General features: G+C 59.0%; 18 protein-coding genes and 1 tRNA gene. 4 read left to right on the top strand and 15 right to left on the bottom strand.

What is annotated here, in order from left to right:
* Positions 1-23: 23 nt before the first annotated feature.
* The 3 genes from HHJ19_RS01240 to HHJ19_RS01230 all read right to left on the bottom strand — a co-directional run bounded on the left by HHJ19_RS01240 (position 24) and on the right by HHJ19_RS01230 (position 1,751).
* A tRNA-Val gene (locus HHJ19_RS01240) sits at positions 24-99 on the bottom strand.
* A 17-nt stretch (positions 100-116) separates the two neighbouring features.
* Positions 117-389: an HU family DNA-binding protein gene (locus HHJ19_RS01235; protein ID WP_296903378.1), complete on the bottom strand. Its 273-nt coding sequence runs from the start codon at positions 387-389 to the stop codon at positions 117-119.
* 255 nt (positions 390-644) lie between these two features.
* Positions 645-1,751 carry a tartrate dehydrogenase gene (locus tag HHJ19_RS01230; protein ID WP_296903376.1) on the bottom strand — a complete coding sequence of 369 codons (1,107 nt, stop codon included), beginning with the start codon at positions 1,749-1,751 and terminating at the stop codon, positions 645-647.
* Between the two features lie 617 nt (positions 1,752-2,368).
* Between HHJ19_RS01230 and HHJ19_RS01225 the strand changes: the two genes are divergently transcribed.
* A complete protein-coding gene (locus HHJ19_RS01225) occupies positions 2,369-3,328 on the top strand; it encodes a LysR family transcriptional regulator (protein WP_296903374.1) in 960 nt (319 codons plus the stop codon).
* On the opposite strand, the gene HHJ19_RS01220 is transcribed toward HHJ19_RS01225, so the two are convergent.
* The 3 genes from HHJ19_RS01220 to uvrC form a co-directional block, all read right to left on the bottom strand.
* Complete coding sequence (locus tag HHJ19_RS01220; RefSeq protein ID WP_296903496.1) at positions 3,291-4,175, bottom strand: DMT family transporter; 885 nt, start codon at positions 4,173-4,175, stop codon at positions 3,291-3,293. The genes HHJ19_RS01225 and HHJ19_RS01220 overlap by 38 nt on opposite strands.
* Before the next feature lie 46 nt (positions 4,176-4,221).
* On the bottom strand, positions 4,222-4,788 hold the full coding sequence (pgsA, locus tag HHJ19_RS01215; RefSeq protein WP_296903373.1) for a CDP-diacylglycerol--glycerol-3-phosphate 3-phosphatidyltransferase: 567 nt from the start codon (positions 4,786-4,788) through the stop codon (positions 4,222-4,224).
* A gap of 139 nt (positions 4,789-4,927) precedes the next feature.
* Positions 4,928-6,868, bottom strand: a complete 1,941-nt coding sequence (uvrC, locus tag HHJ19_RS01210) for an excinuclease ABC subunit UvrC (protein WP_296903371.1) — start codon at positions 6,866-6,868, stop codon at positions 4,928-4,930.
* A 42-nt stretch (positions 6,869-6,910) separates the two neighbouring features.
* Between uvrC and earP the strand changes: the two genes are divergently transcribed.
* The 3 genes from earP (at position 6,911) to HHJ19_RS01195 (ending at position 9,739) form a co-directional block, all read left to right on the top strand.
* Positions 6,911-8,050 carry an elongation factor P maturation arginine rhamnosyltransferase EarP gene (earP, locus tag HHJ19_RS01205; RefSeq protein WP_296903369.1) on the top strand — a complete coding sequence of 380 codons (1,140 nt, stop codon included), beginning with the start codon at positions 6,911-6,913 and terminating at the stop codon, positions 8,048-8,050.
* A 128-nt stretch (positions 8,051-8,178) separates the two neighbouring features.
* Entirely contained in the window at positions 8,179-8,733 is a 555-nt protein-coding gene (efp, locus tag HHJ19_RS01200; RefSeq protein ID WP_296903367.1) for an elongation factor P, read from the top strand.
* A 142-nt stretch (positions 8,734-8,875) separates the two neighbouring features.
* Positions 8,876-9,739: a TIGR00730 family Rossman fold protein gene (locus HHJ19_RS01195; protein WP_296903366.1), complete on the top strand. Its 864-nt coding sequence runs from the start codon at positions 8,876-8,878 to the stop codon at positions 9,737-9,739.
* On the opposite strand, the gene HHJ19_RS01190 is transcribed toward HHJ19_RS01195, so the two are convergent.
* From HHJ19_RS01190 to HHJ19_RS01150, 9 genes are all read right to left on the bottom strand, one after another.
* Entirely contained in the window at positions 9,727-10,953 is a 1,227-nt protein-coding gene (locus HHJ19_RS01190; protein WP_296903363.1) for an MFS transporter, read from the bottom strand. The two genes, HHJ19_RS01195 and HHJ19_RS01190, sit on opposite strands and share 13 nt — an antisense overlap.
* A gap of 10 nt (positions 10,954-10,963) precedes the next feature.
* Positions 10,964-12,472 (bottom strand): DNA recombination protein RmuC, encoded by a 1,509-nt coding sequence (gene rmuC / locus HHJ19_RS01185; RefSeq protein WP_296903361.1) that lies wholly within the window; start codon positions 12,470-12,472, stop codon positions 10,964-10,966.
* 7 nt (positions 12,473-12,479) lie between these two features.
* Positions 12,480-13,466: a D-glycerate dehydrogenase gene (locus HHJ19_RS01180; protein WP_296903359.1), complete on the bottom strand. Its 987-nt coding sequence runs from the start codon at positions 13,464-13,466 to the stop codon at positions 12,480-12,482.
* Between the two features lie 31 nt (positions 13,467-13,497).
* Entirely contained in the window at positions 13,498-14,910 is a 1,413-nt protein-coding gene (locus HHJ19_RS01175; protein ID WP_296903358.1) for a sodium:proton antiporter, read from the bottom strand.
* 65 nt (positions 14,911-14,975) lie between these two features.
* Positions 14,976-16,172 carry a nicotinate phosphoribosyltransferase gene (gene pncB, locus HHJ19_RS01170; RefSeq protein ID WP_296903356.1) on the bottom strand — a complete coding sequence of 399 codons (1,197 nt, stop codon included), beginning with the start codon at positions 16,170-16,172 and terminating at the stop codon, positions 14,976-14,978.
* An 86-nt stretch (positions 16,173-16,258) separates the two neighbouring features.
* Positions 16,259-16,615: an FKBP-type peptidyl-prolyl cis-trans isomerase gene (locus HHJ19_RS01165; RefSeq protein WP_296903354.1), complete on the bottom strand. Its 357-nt coding sequence runs from the start codon at positions 16,613-16,615 to the stop codon at positions 16,259-16,261.
* A 36-nt stretch (positions 16,616-16,651) separates the two neighbouring features.
* Positions 16,652-17,293 carry an ATP-binding cassette domain-containing protein gene (locus tag HHJ19_RS01160; RefSeq protein WP_296903352.1) on the bottom strand — a complete coding sequence of 214 codons (642 nt, stop codon included), beginning with the start codon at positions 17,291-17,293 and terminating at the stop codon, positions 16,652-16,654.
* Entirely contained in the window at positions 17,286-18,062 is a 777-nt protein-coding gene (locus tag HHJ19_RS01155) for an ABC transporter ATP-binding protein (protein ID WP_296903350.1), read from the bottom strand. The genes HHJ19_RS01160 and HHJ19_RS01155 overlap by 8 nt, the downstream gene beginning before the upstream one ends.
* Positions 18,062-18,255: hypothetical protein (locus HHJ19_RS01150; RefSeq protein WP_296903349.1), on the bottom strand; the 194-nt coding region annotated here is incomplete at its 5' end. The genes HHJ19_RS01155 and HHJ19_RS01150, both read right to left, overlap by 1 nt.

Here is an 18,255-nt window from a genome sequence, read left to right as displayed (position 1 = left end):
AAGTTCGCCTTTTTTTCAGTGGGTGGTGGGTGCTGACGGGCTCGAACCGCCGACCTACGCCGTGTAAGGGCGCTGCTCTACCAACTGAGCTAAGCACCCCACTAAAAACTTCTACGTTAGTTCAAAGCGTCCTTGAGGGCCTTACCCGGACGGAATTTTGGAACCTTGGCTGCCTTGATTTTAATCGCATCGCCGGTACGCGGATTACGGCCGGTGCGCGCTGCCCTTTTACCCACGGCAAAAGTACCAAAACCCACCAGAGACACGGTGCCTCCTTTTTTCAGGGTGGCCTTCACCGCGCCAATGGTCGACTCCAGCGCACGCGTGGCGGCCGCTTTGGAAATATCGGCATTTTTGGCAATGTGCTCGATCAGTTCTGTCTTGTTCACAAGGAGCCCCTCGTTAATTGATAAGTTAATCGTTTGTCTCTAAAAGTCATTTCCCGGGACATGGCGGTAAGGTTGTCAGCGGGAGTAGCGTGTGCAGGCTATCTGCAGGATCCAATTAGAGCCATGGACCTCCAGCCTGTCAATATGGCGCAAGTTTTTAACGCAAGCGGTGGCGGATTCTAGTCTGTTTTTCTCCGGATTCAGGGCCTCGCGCAGAGGATGAACGGCAATTTACCCGCTTGACAAAACACCCATTCAAGCTTCATTCAAGGCTGCAGCGATGGCTTTGCCGACGTCCGCCGTACCAGCCTGCCCACCCAGATCGGGAGTTCGCGGTGAGCCGCTGCGAGGACTCAGCACTTTTTCTATCGCGGCAAGAATGCCATCGTGCGCTTCCTTGTGCCCCAAAAAATCAAGCATCATCGCGCCGCACCAGATCTGGCCAACAGGATTGGCAATATTGCGCCCGGCGATGTCTGGTGCGGACCCATGAACGGGCTCGAACAGCGAGGGGAACTTGCGCTCCGGGTTGAGGTTGGCGCTCGGTGCAATACCGATAGTCCCGGTGCAAGCCGGACCCAGGTCGCTCAGAATGTCGCCAAACAAATTACTGGCCACGACCACGTCGAAGAAGTCGGGACGCTGCACAAAATGCGCTGTCAGGATGTCGATGTGAAATTTGTCCAGCTGAATGTCCGGATAACGCTTTGCCATCTCCACGACACGCTCATCCCAGTAGGGCATCGAAATTGAAATACCGTTGGACTTGGTTGCGCTGGTCAGGTGTTTTTTTGGCCGTGACTGCGCCAGCTCGAAGGCAAATTTCAGCACCCGGTCCACGCCGATGCGCGTGAACACCGATTCCTGCAAGACAAACTCGCGCTCGGTTCCCGGAAAAGCCTTTCCGCCAATGTTGGAGTATTCGCCTTCGGTGTTTTCACGGACGATATAAAAATCGATTTCGCCCGGTTGACGCGGGCTGCCGTCGCGCCTGACGACGGGCGCAATGATGCCGGGCATCAGTCGCGCCGGCCGCAAGTTTATGTACTGGTCAAACTCGCGCCGGAACAGCAGCAGCGAGCCCCACAGCGACACATGGTCCGCAATCTTGTCGGGCCAGCCTACGGCACCAAAATAAATCGCATCGTGTCCGCCAATCTGGTCCTTCCAGTCGTCCGGCAGCATCTTGCCGTGCTTTTCAAAATAGTCCCAGCTGGAAAAATCAAAGTGGTCGAACTGAAGTTCGATGCCGAATTTGACCGCCGCCGCCTCCAGCACGCGAATGCCCTCGGGCATGACTTCCTTGCCAATGCCGTCACCGGCTATTACGGCGATTCTTTTTTTGCCAGTGCTCTTGTTCATGGTTTTTTCCTTCTGATTCAGGTTTCGAAAAAATTAATTGCTTCAGCCATCTGTTTGCAGATGCCCGTGCAGCAGCAGGAACTGCGCGCCGCAACCGTCCCGCGAGGTGCGCAGGGTTCCGGCGGAACCTTCGACGTCCGCTGTAGTAAACGCTCAAACATCAATGGGCCTTGATTCCCCCGCGAGCGATCAGCTTTTTCCAGCCTCGAGACTCGAGGCAGCTCAGCACATCCGACTGCTCCGGTGTTTGAGGACAGGCATCAAACCCTTCGCGCGCCAGGTGGCAGCGCGGTCGTCGACGATTTCGTGCGGACCAAGCCGTTTTCCTCATGCGTCGGCAATAAGTCGTGCCGCGAAGTCCGCGCAGCCGTCAGGCTCATTGGGCACAACCAGCCGGTCGGGTTTGTCGGAAAACGCCCGGCGCCAGGCGGGCTGACCTTCGCACATCGTCGCATGCAACATTGCAGAAGCTTTTAGTAGGCGTCGTGCATTTGTAATGCAAGAAAGTAATGGCATACAAGGTCTCCGCAATTTTTATGTTCTCATCCGATTTTGCAGAAACCGCGCATTTTATTCAAGCAATAATCTGGCAACTGATTATTTCTTTGAAGGCATGAATGGAGCGCAGTGATCTGGAGCTGGTACTCGCGATACGCGACTGCGGCAGTCTGACTGCAGCGGCGCTCAGGCTTGATGTGGCACCCCCGGTCGTCACCAAACGGCTGGCGGCGCTTGAGGGACGGCTGGGCCAGCGTCTGTTTCAACGCACCACCCGGCGCGTCAGCCCGACCGCTGAGGGTGAAACCCTGTGCGAGCGCGCGCTGGTATTGCTGCTCGGCTTTGCAACCCTTGAAGCGGAGTTGCAGGAGCAAAAGAAGGAACCCACCGGCCTGATACGGCTGGCGGCGACTTTTGGCTTTGGGCGCTTGTGGCTGGGGCCAGCGCTGGCGCGCTTTCAGGAGCGCTATCCGCGCATTGAAATTCAGCTGCAGCTGACCGAGCAATTACCGGATCTGGCGTTTGAAGGATTCGACGGTGCCATATGGCTGTGGTCGGTTCAGGGCCGGCGGGCAGCCCAGTGCGTTTCACGGCGGCTGGCACGCAATCAACGCGTTTTGGTGGCTGCACCGCACTACCTTCAGCAGCGCGGCGCGCCATCAAGGCTGGAGGCGCTGCAAGACCATGCCTGCCTGTTGGTGCGTGAAAACGGGGACGCCACGGGTCAGCGCTTCGATACATGGTCGCTGCACCGGGGCAGCATGAAAACACCTGAGCGGGTAAGAGTTCACGGCCCACTGTCGAGCAACTCGGGTGAGCTGGTACGCGATTGGTGTCTGCAAGGCCGCGGCATCATGCTGCGCAGCCTTTGGGATATTTCGCCCGAACTGGATTCGGGCCGGCTGGTGCGCGTGCTGCCAGGCTACGCCATGCCAGATGCTGATATTCACTGGCTGGCGCCCCAGCGCACGGATTCGCCGCGGCGTATCCGGCTGCTGATCGACTATTTGCTAGCGCAGTTTGAGGATGCACCCTGGAAAACTAGTGCTGTCGATTCGCGGTCCGCACCACCAGACTGACCCCCAGCGCAGTAAGTGCAGTGCCGGCGACGGTTGCCAGCGTGATGGCTTCGCCAAACAGCAGCCATGCCATCAGGGCGGTCGTGGGTGGCACAAGGTAAAGCAGGCTGGTTACCGACGTGGCCGCGCCACGCTGGATCAGCAGGTAAAGCAGAGAACTGCCGCCCAGCGTCAGGGCCAGAACCGACCACGCCATAGCGCCCATGAATTCTCGATTCCAGACAATCGCTTCGGTTTCCATCAAGGCAAATGGCAGAGTCACCAGCAAAGCCGCCGCCAATTGGATGGCATTGGCACTGCGAACATCGGTTGGCTGGACAAAATGTTTCTGGTAGAGCGTTCCGACCGTGATGCTGAACAAGGCAAACACAGCGCAGCCCAGGGTCAGCGCGGTGACCTCACTGCCGCTGCCAAATTTGCGGGCCACCACCAGCAGCAGGCCGCTCAGTCCCAACATCAGTCCGACCCACTGACGCGGCGTGACACGGGCTTGCGATTTCCCCTGGCTCGAATGCCCCGAAGAACCGGCCCATGAAATCCAAAGCGCCGTCAATACCGGCTGTAAGCCCACAATCAACGCCACAAGACCCGAACCCATGCCGCCCTTGACCGCTACCCAGACCCCGCTCAGGTAACCGCCATGCATCAACACCCCGGTCGCCGCCAGATGCAGCCACTGCCGGCGGCTGCGGGGCCAGCGCGCATGGCTGAACCTGATCCAGGCCAGAAAGCAGACGATGGACAAGGCGTAGCGAATAACCAGGAAGCTCAGCGGCGGCGCGAAAGGCAGACCGAACTTGGCCACGATGAAGCCGGTACTCCAGATCACCACGAACACGGCGGGCATGGCCCGAATCAGTGCGCTGGAGGGCTGCGCGGCGCTCAAAAAGGGCTCACTTGGTCCGCGCGCGAATTTCTGGAATGGCTTTTTTCAGGTAATAAGCCATGGACCAGATCGTCAAAATGGCGGAAATCCAGATGAGCCAGGTGCCCCACACCGGGGTATTTACCACCCCGAACAAGCGACCGTCGTAGAGGAGGAAGGGAATCGCAATCATCTGCACCACCGTCTTGACCTTGCCCAGCATGTGCACGGCGACGCTTCTGGAAGCACCGATTTGGGCCATCCACTCACGCAGCGCGGAAATGGCAATCTCCCGGCCAATGATGATGAGCGCCACGAACACATCGGCACGTTGCAGGTGCACCAGCACCAGCAGAGAAGCGCAAACGAGGAATTTGTCGGCCACCGGATCGAGGAAAGCCCCAAAAGAGGAAGTCTGGTTCAGCTTGCGCGCCAGGAAGCCGTCCAGCCAGTCGGTCGCCGCAAAGACGACAAACATCACGGTGGCAATCAGGTTGCGCTCGGCCGGCGCGATGTTCAGGTAAAAAACGCCCACAATCAGTGGAATCGCAACGATGCGGGTCCAGGTCATCACAGTGGGAATAGTCATAAACATGGTGTCGATTTTGGCATGAGCGGCCGGCGGCTAACCCGCAGCGCCTCCAGATGCCAAAAAATAGCCCAATTTCGTTGCCGCAGCGGGGCTGCCAACGCGAACACCGCGTCGGGAACCCCTTGGCCCCACTTAGATCGCCTCAATGCAGGGCGCGGTAAATTTCCTCGGCCAGCTCTTTTGAAATACCGTCCACCATCGCGATGTCTTCGACACTGGCCGATGCAATTCCGCGCACACCGCCAAAGCGCTGCAACAGGCTGGCCCGTTTTTTTGGACCGATCCCGGCGATGTCTTCAAGCCGGCTTCCGCCCACCCTGACTTTGGCCCGCTTGGCGCGCATGCCGGTGATGGCAAAGCGGTGCGCTTCATCCCTGATTTGCGCAATCAGCATCAGCGCGGCCGAATCGCGGCCCAGGTAGACCTTGTCGCGGCCATCGGCAAACACCAGCTCTTCCAGGCCAACCTTGCGGCCCTCGCCCTTTTCAACCCCGGCGATCAGCGCCAGATCCAGCCCCAGCTCGACGAACACCTCACGCGCCATGGACACCTGGCCCTTGCCACCGTCGACCAGCACCAGGTCCGGTAGTCTGGCCTCCCCATTTCGCGCAGCCTCGGCGAGTTTGGTGTAGCGGCGCATCAAGACCTGCCGCATAGCCGCGTAGTCGTCACCCGGAGTAATGTTTTCGATGTTGTAGCGGCGGTATTCGCTGTTCTGCATCTTGTGCTCCTTGAACACCACGCAGGAGGCCTGGGTCGATTCCCCGGCCGTGTGGGAGATGTCAAAACACTCGATGCGCAAATCGTCCAGCTTGTCCATGGGCAGATCGAGCGCTTCAGCCAGCGCTCGCGTGCGCGCCTGTTGCGAGCCTTGTTCGGCCAGCAGCCGCGCCAGCTGAAGGCCGGCATTTTTCTGCGCCATTTCCAGCCAGATGCGGCGCTGCTCATGCGGCTGGTGAATGGCAGTCACACGGCTGCCCGTCCGCTCGGACAGCGCTGCCATCAGGTCTTTGTCGACGGGCTCGCTGACCACCAGCGTAGGCGGCACCGGCACATCAATGTAGTGCTGCGCGACAAAGGCTTCGAGAATCAGCGACTCCAACGATTTCTCCTTCGCCTGAACCACTGAAGAATCGAGCCCGGCATCCAGCGCGGCCGCATCGGTGGCGTTCTCCACATGCGTCGGAAAGTAGGGCCGGTCGCCCAAGTGACGGCCACCCCGCACCATGGCGAGGTTGACGCAGGCTTTGCCGCCCTGCACTTTGACCGCGAGGATGTCCACATCCTTGTCACCGCCGATTTCCATTGACTGCTGGTGCAGCACCTTGGACAGCGCAGCCATCTGGTTGCGCAACTCCGCCGCCTGCTCAAACTCCAGCCGGTCGGCGTGCGCCAGCATTTTCTTTTCCAGCTCGCTCAGGATTTCCTGGGTCTGCCCCTGCAGGAAGCGCTCGGCGTTGGCTGTGTCGAGCGCATATTGCTCAGCCGACACATGGCCCACGCAGGGCGCTGAACAGCGCTTGATCTGATACAGCAGACAGGGCCGGGTGCGGTTGTTGAACACCGTGTCTTCGCAGGTGCGCAGCCTGAACACCTTTTGCAGCAGCAAAATTGTGTCCTTCACTGCCCAGGCGCTGGGATAGGGGCCAAAGTAACGGTGCTTCTTTTCGACCGCGCCACGGTAGTAGGCAATGCGCGGAAAAGCCGTTGCCAGCCGGGGCCCGCCCTCCTCCTTGATCTGAGCTGCGGTGAGCTTGAGGTAGGGGTAGCTCTTGTCGTCCCGAAACAGGATGTTGTACTTGGGGTTGAGCGTCTTGATCAGGTTGTTTTCCAGCAGCAGCGCCTCGGCTTCCGAGCGCACCACTGTGGTTTCCATGCGGACGATCTTGGTGATCATGTGGCCGATGCGGGTGCCGCCATGGTTCTTTTGGAAATAGCTGGTGACGCGCTTTTTCAGGTCGCGCGCCTTGCCGACGTAAAGCACGCCGCCTTCCGCGTCGAAGTAGCGGTAAACGCCAGGCAGCGCTGGCAAGGCAGCGACTTCGCTCAGCAGTTGGGGATCGAATTCGTGGATTTGGGTCATGTCGGCAATTGAACGGATGACCGTATTGTGGACAATCCTTCCATGAATCGCCGCCTGCAGTGGGACATTTTTTGCAAAGTCATCGACAACTTTGGGGACATTGGCGTGTGCTGGCGCTTGGCCGCCGACCTGGCGACGCGCGGTCATCGTGTGCGACTGTGGGTGGACGACGCGTCAGCGCTGCGCTGGATGGCGCCGGCCGGTTGCAAAGACGTTCAGGTACTGCCCTGGGAGGAGCCGCTTGACCTGCGAGCGGCCCGCCTTGCGCTGCAGCCGCCGGACGTTTTGGTGGCAGCTTTCGGCTGCGAAATAACGTCTGAATTCATAGCAGCTTGTGTCGATGTTCAGGGGAGAACAGGGCCGAAACCTGTATGGATCAACCTTGAATACCTGTCCGCTGAAAGTTATGTCGAACGCAGCCACGCCATGCCCTCACCGGTGCAAAATGGCCCGTCGGCCGGCTGGACCAAATGGTTTTTTTACCCCGGCTTCACGGCCTCAACCGGCGGCCTGCTGCGCGAGCCTGGTCTGATGCAGCGGCAAGCCCGTTTTGACTGCGGCGCCTGGCTGGCGGCGCAGGGCATCACGCGAAAAGGCCGTCCGGACGACGAAAGGCTGGTTTCCCTGTTCTGCTACGAACCCCGCTTGCTGGGCGCGCTACTGACCGGTTGGGCAGCGCATGGCCTTGAGGGAAGGCCGGTACGCCTGCTGGTGGCAGCGGGACGGGCAGCAAAAGCGGTAAAAACCTTATTTTTAGGCAAAAAGCCCGTCATGTCGAGTTTTTACGGTCACGAGTTGCTATCAATTTCATACCTTCCGCTACTCACCCAGTCTGCCTTTGATTCGTTGTTGTGGGCCTGCGACCTCAATTTTGTGCGCGGCGAAGACTCGGTGGTACGCGCCCTTTGGGCCGGAAAGCCCTTTGTCTGGCAGATTTACCCGCAGCATGACGAGGCTCACCTGCACAAGCTCGATGCCTTTCTGGATTGGCTGCAGGCACCACCCTCGCTACGAGTCTTTCACGCGGTCTGGAATCAGTCAAGCGAAGGGAGAGTGGCCGCAAGCCAGCCTCTGACGGAACTGTCGGCCTGGCAAACCTGCACCCTCGCCGCCCGCTCCCGCCTGCTGGCCCAAGGTGACCTGAGCAGCCAGCTGCTCGAATTTGTTGCAAAAAAAAGTTAAAATCAGCGGCTTTGCCGATCAGCCCAATGGGGCGAAACGCATAACCCGTCAATTACCGGTCATATAACCCGCCGCAGAACCTGCACATTCCTGCAACCGTTCCGCGGTCTACTCTCAGTAAAACTGCCATGAAAATCGCTCAAGAAATCCGCGTCGGAAACGTCATCATGAACGGCAAGGACCCGATGGTCGTGCTCAAGACCGAATACAGCCGCGGTGGGCGCAATTCCGCCACCGTGCGCATGAAGCTCAAGAGCCTGATCGCCACCTTCAACACCGAAGTCGTTTTCAAGGCCGACGACAAGCTGGACCAGGTCTTTCTCGACAAGAAGGAATGCACCTACTCCTACTTTGCCGACCCGATGTATATCTGCATGGATTCTGAATACAACCAGTATGAAGTCGAAGCCGAAAACATGGGCGACTCGCTGAACTACCTGCAAGACGGCATGGACCTGGAAGTCGTTTTCTATGACGGCAAGGCCATTTCCGTTGAAGTACCGACCAGCGTGCAACGCGAAATCACCTGGACTGAACCGGCCGTCAAGGGCGATACCTCGGGCAAGGTTCTGAAGCCTGCCAAGATTGCCACCGGCTTTGAAATCGGCGTGCCGATTTTTGTGGCGCAGGGCGATGTGGTTGAAATCGATACCCGCACCGGCGAGTACCGCAAGCGCGTCTAAGCCCGGGACCTGCCCCGGCGCGTGGCTCATTGCCAAAAAGGCTCCTCATGGAGCCTTTTTTCGTACCGGCCGGCTCCTGATAGGGGCCGACACTTGGCACGCGGTCATCGTAAACCTGCTTTCCCTTCTTTGAAAATACCTCATGGAACAAACACAAGATTTATCCGAAGACCGCTTGGCGAATGCTTGGGCTGAGCTGCACGCGCTTTCAAACGACTCGACGCCTTTGCGGCCCGATTCCAATCGGCTGGCATTTGCCGATCCGGAGTTTTTACTCAGGCGCGAAACCCGCGGCATCCGCATCCAGCTTGAAATGCTCAAGCCGGAAATTGATCAGCAGGAGCAGGGAATTGAAAACACCATTGTGGTGTTCGGCAGCGCCCGCTTCCCTGCCCCCGAGCAGGCCGACGCGGCACTCAAGCTGGCCGCGGAGAGTGGTGATGAAGCCGCGCTGAAAGTGGCCCAACGCCATGTACGCAACGCTTACTACTACGACCAGGCCCGCCTGTTCGCGCGCATCGTGGCGGGTTACAGTAACCCGCGTCACCCCTCGGAGCAGTTGTTCATCTGCACCGGTGGCGGCCCCGGCATCATGGAGGCGGCCAATCGTGGCGCCCAGGAAATGGGCGCCCTCACGGTGGGGCTCAACATCGTATTGCCACACGAGCAATCATCCAATCCCTATATATCGCCATCGCTGAACTTCAAGTTTCATTACTTCGCCCTGCGCAAAATGCATTTCATGATGCGCGCCAAGGCGCTGGTGGCCTTTCCCGGTGGCTTTGGCACACTAGACGAGCTGTTTGAAGTCATCACGCTGGTGCAAACCCGCAAGGCCAAGCCGGTGCCCATTATCTTGTTTGGTTCCGATTACTGGAAACGGCTTTTTAACTTTGAGGTGATGATCGAAGAAGGCGCGATTTCGCCCGATGACCTCAAACTCTTCAAGTATGTCGATGACCCGCAACTGGCTTGGGACGCCATCAAGGCTTTTTACGAACTCTGACTTTTGGCGTTTGCAGCAGGAGCGACGGTCTGGTTCTTTTCAGGTAGCTTCATGCTGTGCTTGAGAAGCCAGGCGAGTCGCGACCCGGCTCCCACCATGGCGCCGGTGACCCAGAACACGCCGGCTATGCCTATCAGAGCGCCGGCCGAACCGAACAGCATGGGCATGAGCACGCTTGAACCGTTGATCGCCATCAGCCGCAAGCCCAGCGCCTCGCCGTGCCTTTCCTCGGGCGTGATCTGGTGCAACATGCTCATGATCATGGGCTGCACCATACCCAGCGAAAAGCCCAGCAACACCGAACATAATCCCATGGCCAAAGCCGTTGGCATGAGCGGGTAGACCGCAAAAAGCAGCGCAGTGGCGAGCATGGAAAACGCCAGTACACGCCACTCGCGCAGGTGCGAAGCGACTAGCGGCATCAACATGCGGATGACCGCCGCAGCCACCGCAAATGCGCCCAGGATGGAGCCAATCACCGACGCGCTGATGCCTCTTTCAAAGCCCAGCACCGGCACCACAAAAGTGTGCACATCCCAGCAGGACGAAAGCAGCCAGTTGATCAGCATCAGCCGGCGAAACATGGGCTGTTGCAGCAGATCCCAGGCTTTCGGACGGGTGCTGGCGTCTGCGGTGACCAGCGGGGGCAATTCGCGGGTGTGACGAACCAGAAACCAGGTAGCAAGCGGCAGCACCGCCATCATGAGAAAAGCCGCGCGATAACCCCAGAGGCTGCCCGGTGTTGAGCCTGCATGGTCAATCAGCAAGCCGGCGGAAAATGGTCCTATAAAGTTCGAAATTGCCGGACCGATCGCCAACCAGCTGAACACCTGCCGGAGCCGAAGACCGCCACCCGCGGCACGCCCGACATGGCGTTGCAGCGAAATGGTGGCAGCACCGGTGGCGCCACCGGTCATTAACGCCGCCAGGCAAAGCACCGGAAAAACAGGAAAAACCACCGCAGCTCCAGCACCCATAACCGCCGCCAGCACGCTGTAGCTGACAGGACGCCTGAGGCCGTTCCGATCAGCGTAGCGACCGGCCGGCAGCGCCAGAAAAACCTGAGTCAGTGCAAATAGCGCCAGCAGCACACCGACAGCCGCCGGACTGTAGCCTTCACGCAATGCCAGCAGCGGCGCGGCCATGCGCGTACCGGCCATGCAGGCGTGCAGAAAGATTTGCGCAAGAATCAGTCGGGCCAGCTCGCGGGTCATAAATTGCGGTTCACGCCTGGTCCAGCTCTTTATCCATGGGAATCAGCCGGGCCGAATCAGCCTCGGGCAGCGCCTCGACATTGCGCAGGGCCTTGCCCATCACGCGGCTGCGTTGCTCGGCGCTGCTCAGCGTATTGAGCACGCTCTCGGTCTGCGATTTGACTTTGGCCAGTACGTCGCCAAACTTGCCGAACTCGGTTTTCACCGCGCCCAGCACCTGCCAGACTTCGCTGGAGCGCTTTTCCAGCGCCAGGGTCCGAAAACCCATTTGCAGGGAATTGAGCATGGCCAGCAGCGTGGTAGGCCCGGCCAGCGTGATGCGGTGGTCGCGCTGCAGGGTCTCCATCAGGCCGGGACGGCGCAGCACCTCGGCATACAAGCCCTCGGTTGGCAAAAAGAGGATGGCAAAGTCGGTGGTGTAAGGCGGCTCAATGTACTTTTCAGAAATCGATTTGGCCTCAAGCCGGATTCGCATTTCCAGCGCCTTTCCAGCTACTTCTGCCCCCGGTCCATCGGCGCGCTGCTGCGCATCGAGGAGGCGCTCGTAATCTTCATTGGGAAACTTCGCGTCAATGGGTAGCCACAGCGGCTCGCCCGAGTCGGAGCGCCCGGGTAGCTTGATGGCAAAATCGACCGGGTTTTTTCCACCGCGCCGCGTCACGACCTGAGCCGCGTACTGGTCGACGGTGAATACCTGCTCCAGCAAGGCCGACAGCTGGGCCTCGCCAAAAATGCCACGCGTTTTCACATTGGTCAGCAAGTGTTTGAGATCGCCCACGCCCTGCGCCAGCGTCTGCATTTCGCCCAGCCCCTTGTGTACCTGCTCCAGCCGGTCGGCAACCTGCTTGAAACTTTCGCCCAGGCGGGTTTCCAGCGTGGTTTGCAGCTTTTCATCGACGGTGGCGCGCATCTGGTCGAGCTTTTTCTCATTGCCCTCCTGCAACGCGGCAAGCCGCTGCTCAACCACCTGGCGCACTTCTTCCAGCCTGCGCTCATTGCCTTCGGCCAGTTGCCGCAGCTGATCGTTGAGACCGTCGGCAAAGCGCTTGAGCGCCATGTCCTGGGCTTCCCGGGCCTGCATCAGCCCGCTAGCCTGCGCTTCGCGGGCCTGTGCCAGGGAAGCTGCCACGGCTTCGCTGCCCGACCGGGCCTGCTGTGCCAGGGACTGCGTGGCCGTGTGCAACGCCTGCGAGACCTGCTGCTGCATGGCGGCGAGCTGCACCCGGAAGGAGTCAATCTGCTCATTCTGCGTGCGCGCCACATCGCACGACTGCGCCAACAGCGCTTGCTGGAACAATGAGAGGCCTTGCGTCAATTCACCACGGATGTCCCGGGCACTGGTCTTAACCTCGTTGCGAAGTTCGCGCTCCAGGCGCTCGTTGGCAGTTACCAGGATGCCTAGCTCCGCCAGCAGCTTCTGTTGGCCAGTTTCGGGAGGCTGACGAAAAAGCAGCCACACCAGCAACAGCAGGTTGACAAGCGCAAGAGCCGCCAGAATCAGGGGAACGTAATCCGTCATGCGCTATTTATTTCAAAACAAGAACTTCAGGATTCAAGGGAGTCGGAGGCCTGTTACCTGCAAAAAATTCGATCAGGTTGCGGGCTGCCAGACTGGCCATGGCAAGGCGCGTAGGCAGGGTGGCGCTGGCAATGTGCGGCGTCAGCACCACGTTGGGCACGGTCAGCAGGCCGGGGTGCAGCGCTGGCTCGCCCTCAAACACGTCAAGGCCTGCCGCAGCTATCGTCCTGTTGCACAGGGCGATAGCCAGTGCCGCGTCATCCACGATGCCACCACGGGCGATATTGACCAGCGTTGCGGTGGGTTTCATCAGCGCCAGTTCGGCCGCGCCAATGGAGTGATGCGACGCCGGCGAGTAAGGCAGCACCAGCACCAGATGGTCAGCGGTCTTGAGCAACACCTCCTTGCTGACGTAGCCAGCCTTGCATTCGGCCTCCAGCGCAGCGTCCAGCCTGGAACGGTTGTGATAAATCACTTTCATGCCAAAGCCGTGCGCGCCCCGTTTGGCAATGCCCTGCCCGATGCGGCCCATGCCGAGAATTCCCAGCGTTGCGCCATGGATGTCGGAACCGGCAAACATGTCGTAGCTCCACTTGTTCCACTTGCCGGCGCGCAGGAAATGTTCGCTCTCCGTGATACGCCTGGCTGTGGCCATCAACAAGGCAAAGCCAAAATCGGCGGTGGTTTCGGTCAGCACATCAGGCGCATTGGTGGCGAGCACACCCGCAGCTGTCATGGCCTTTATATCAAAATTGTTGAAGCCGACTGCCATATTGGCGCAGATCCTGAGCTGGGGGCAGGCGGCCAGCAGTTCGGCATCAATGCGGTCGCCGCCAGTTGTGAACGCGCCCTCTTTGCCTTGCATGTGTTCAATTAGTTCAGCCCTGGACCAGCTCTCATCGTTCTGGTTGGATTCAACTTCGAAGTGTTGATCGAGGCGCGCAATCACTTCCGCAAAGATGGCGCGCACCACGAGAATTTTGGGTTTGCTCACAGGAATATCTCCGCTCTTTAGTTTTCTCTTTTTACCTGAACCAGATCAAAGTCATGATGATGAACAGGGGAATCAGCACGGCGCCCGACCACAGCATGTAGCCAAAGAAACTCGGCATTTTCACATTGCGGTCTTCGGCAATGGCCTTAACCATCAGGTTGGGCGCATTGCCGATATAAGTGTTGGCACCCATGAACACCGCTCCCGCTGAAATGGCGGCCAGGGTGGAGGCAAAAGTAGTCATCAGTGACTGAGGGTCGCCACCGGCGGTGTTGAAGAACACCAGATAGGTCGGCGCGTTGTCCAGGAACGAGCTGAGCAGCCCGGTGGCCCAGAAGTACATGGCTGGGTCAGGCGAGCCGTCAGGGCGCGTCACAGCCGACACCACCGCGCCAAACGGGCCATTCGTTCCCGCCTTCAGCATGGCGATCACCGGAATGATGGTGAGAAAAATGCCCGCGAACAACTTCGCCACCTCAGCCATCGGTCCCCAGGAGAACTGGTTGTCGGCATGCACCTTGCTGGATGTGATTTTCAGCGACAGGAAGGTAATCATGACCAGCCCGGCATCACGCACTAATCCGGGCAGACCAACATTGGTTCCGGTAATGCTGAAAACCACGGGCGATTTCCAGAAACCGCTAAGCAGCACCAGGCCAGCCACGCCGCCCAGTAGCCAGAAGTTGCCGGCGCCGTCAAAGCCGATACGCCGGGTGCCGGGCGCCGGATTAGGCTGCCGGATTTCTTCGCGATGGCGATAAAACCAATTGTCCAGCAGGTAAAAAATCGCCAGCAAGGCAAGCACCAGAAACAGCGTTTCTGGAAAAATATGCCCCATGGTCCAGAAAAAATCAACGCCTTTGAGGAAACCAAGAAACAGTGGTGGATCGCCTAGCGGCGTCAGCGAACCGCCGGCATTGGAAACGATGAAGATAAAGAAGACGACGACATGCGTTTTGCGCGTACGGTTGTCATTGGCGCGAATCAGCGGTCGAATCAGCAGCATCGAGGCGCCGGTAGTGCCCATAAAACTGGCTAGTAGCGCGCCTGTCGCCAGGATGGCCGTATTCAGCCACGGGCTGCCTTGAAGGTTGCCACGAATGTGAATGCCACCGGCCACCGTGTACAGCGCCGTGAGCAGGAGAATGAAAGGAAGGTATTCCTCCAGCAACGCGTGCATGAAGCCAGAGGCGGCCAAGCCCGGGCCATGGATAAGCGCAAAGGGCAACAAAAATGCCAGCGACCAGGCAGCAGAGATTTTGCCGAAATGGTGGTGCCAGAAATACGGCGTAAGCAATGGCAACAAGGCAATCGACAAGAGCAGGCCGGCAAAGGGAACGCCCCACAAACCCGAAAGCTTGCTGCCATCCAGCTCGGCGGCAAATGAAAGTCCGGGGAGCAGACATAGCAAGGCCGAAGTGGCTGTCCAGCGGAAAGCTTTCATCAGTGTCTCCATATTGCGCGCCCCCGCCGCCGGCCGGCGCAACTCCCCATTATCGAGCCCGAGGATCACGTCGGTGAGGGAATCTCAAAGACCTGGCGCAGGTAAGCCAAATATTTTTCGTCGTCACACATGTTTTTAGACGGCGTGTCGGACAGTTTGGCCACGGGCTGCCCGTTGCAGCGAACCATCTTGATGACAATCTGCAGCGGCTCATAGCCGAGGTCATTGGTCAGGTTGGTGCCAATGCCGAAAGCCAGCTGGCAACGGCCCCTGAACTGGCGGTAAAGCTCAATGGTACGCGGCATCGTCAGCCCATCGCTGAAAATCAGCGTCTTGGTTTTCGGGTCAACGCGATTCTTGACGTAGTGCGCCAGCATGCGCTCGCCCCACTGGAATGGATCGCCGCTGTCATGCCGCGCACCGTCAAACAGCTTGCAGAAGAAGAGATCGAAATCACGCAAAAAAGCGCTCATACCATAAACATCTGATAGCGCGATGCCCAGGTCACCGCGGTACTCCTTGGCCCATGATTCGAAACCAAACACCTGACTATCACGCAAACGTGGCCCGAGCGCCTGACAGGCCTGCAGATACTCGTGCGCCAAAGTACCCAGAGGGGTCAAGCCCAGCTTCATCGCCAACAGCACATTGCTGGTTCCGGCGAGTTGACCGGATACGCCGATTCCCAGCCGCGTTACCAGTGTGCGCAGGACTTCTTCGTGCCAGGCCTTGCTGAAACGGCGGCGCGTGCCGTAGTCGGCAATTTTGAGTTCTGCGAGGTTCCTGATCTGCAACTGCCCGATTTTTGTCTCCAGTCGCTGGCGACCTTCGGTCAAATCGGGCTGCTTCTGCGTGTTGCGGAAATAGACCTCATTGATGATGGCCAGTACCGGAATTTCGAACAGTATGGTGTGTAGCCAGGGCCCTTTGATCAGGACCTCGAGTTCACCTGAAGGCAAGGCCTGGACACTGACATATTTTTCATTGAGCTTGAAGATGCCCAAAAAGTCAACGAAGTCACTTTTGATGAAACGCATCGCCTTCAGGTAAGCCAGTTCGGCATCCTGAAACTGCAAATTGCAAAGCCCGCGGATTTCTTCACGAATCTCCTGAACGTAGAACGAAAGATCTCCGATACCGCGCGCGCCAGCATTGCGGCATTTGAACTTGTACTCGACCTCGGCACCCGGAAACTGGTGCAACACCACCTGCATCATGGTGAATTTATACAGATCGGTATCGAGCAGGCTGGTAATGATCATGGTCAACCCAAGGGGTCCGTGGCAGGTAATCCGGTGCGCAGGCCCGCTGCCGGGTCTGCCGCTTATTTCAGATCGTCGCGGTCCTGTCAGGTCCCGAGAAAGTCAACCTCAAACAGCAACGTAGCATTGGGAGGAATTGCTCCGCCGGCGCCACGCGCACCGTAACCCAGTTCGGCCGGTATCACGAGGCGGCGCGTGCCGCCAACCGACATGCCTTGCACGCCCTCGTCCCATCCGCGAATAACTTCACCCGCGCCGAGCGAAAACTGGAAAGGCTGGCCACGGTCCTTGCTTGAATCAAACTTGGCGCCCTGCACGCCGTCGTTGTAGAGCCAGCCGGTGTAATGCACCTTGACGTATTGACCGGCCTTGGCAATGGCGCCGGTGCCCAGCACGGTGTCTTCATATTGCAGGCCTGATGGCGTGGTGGTGGGGGTGGTCATGGCAATGTCCCTTTAAAAAATGAATTGGAAACCGAACTAGCCGCGGTAAAACCCTGGCTGTTGTTCAGGAATCCCTGACTTTACCCGCAACCAGCCACAACAATCGGTCAGCGCGCGATGCCAGCACGCGATTTTGCTCGACCACCAGCAGCGCCGTGCCTTGGCGTTTGAGGGCAAGCAAGGCATCGCGAATTCGCACGGCTCATCGAGCAACAGGATTTTTGGGCCCGTCATCAGCGTGCGGGCGATCGCCAGCATTTGCTGCTGGCCGCCGCTCATCTGCGCGGCAGGTCGCCTGAGCAGCGTCTTCAATGCCGGAAACAAGTCAAGCACCCGCGTTTCTTGGGCGCTGACGTCATGGCTGGCTGCCACATGGAGATTCTCGTGTACTGTGAGTCCGCCAAACAGCCGGCGGTCTTCGGCCACAAATCCCAGTCCGGCTTGCGCGCGCCTGTAAGTTTCCAGGCGCCCGATATCCACCGGCCCTGACGGAGACTGGCAAATTATGCCGCCCTGGGTACGCACTTCAAGGCCCATCAAGGCCTTGAGCAGTGTTGATTTTCCTGCGCCATTGAGCCCTTGCACCACAACCATCTCACCGACTCGAACTTGCAGCGAAACCTCGAACAAGGCCTGCGCCTGGCCATAAAACGCATTAAGTTTGTGCACTTCAAGCATGAGCCATTTCCCCACCTTCGCCATCACTGCCACCGCCACCGTCACCCAGATAAAGCCTTCGCACCGTGGCATCGCGGGACACCTCTTCGAATGAGCCTTGTGCGGCCAGCCGGCCTTCAATCAGCACCAGCACGCGGTCGGCCACCCCTTGCACCGCGTCCATGTTGTGCTCGGTGTAAAGCACGGCCATGCCCTGCCTGGCAAGCTCCTTCACCAGCAGCATCAGGCTGGCGCGCTCTTCTTCAGCCAGACCTGCAGCCGGTTCGTCAAGCAGCAACAGCTTGGGGCTTGAAGCCAGGGCAAGCGTCAGTTCGAGCCTCTTTTTTACGCCATAAGGCAGGCTCAGCACATCCTCGCCCGCCAAGGCATGCAGGCCGGTTCGCCCTAGCAGCGCAAGAGCGGACCCGCGCGCCTGCCAGTCCAGACTTTTGAAGGCCGAAATAGCCCGCGGTCCAGCAGATGCCTGTATCGCCAGCTGCACATTTTGTAGCACTGTGAGGACTTCGAAAACCTGCGCCACCTGAAACGTGCGTGCCACGCCCTGACGCAATCGGACCGCCGGAGCCAGCCCTTCCAGCGACTGGCCGTTCCAGAACACATGGCCAGCCGTCAATCCGTACTGACCGGCGATGCAGGAAAAACAAGTGGACTTGCCCGCGCCGTTGGGCCCTATCAGCGCGACGCACTCGCCCGCCGATACTTCAAAGCTTACGCCGTCGACCGCATGGACGCCGCCAAAATACTTGACCAGCTGTTGAACCTGCAGCATCAGCGGCCCTTCCCGCTGGCGCCCGGAAATCCCATGCCAAGGCGAGAAAGCAGTCCGAGCAAGCCCGATGGTGAGGCCACCATGATCAGCATGATGAACACGCCCAGCAGTCCGCGCCAGTAGGTGACCTCACGCCCCAGTTCGGCGCTCGCATAGGTCAACACCGCGCTGCCCATCACCGCCCCCCAGAGCT

The sequence above is a fragment of the Polaromonas sp. genome, assembly GCF_012927415.1.
Classification (GTDB): Bacteria; Pseudomonadota; Gammaproteobacteria; order Burkholderiales; family Burkholderiaceae_C; genus Polaromonas.
Note: the sequence above shows the minus strand (reverse complement) of the source record. Positions and strands in the feature narration are given on the sequence as shown.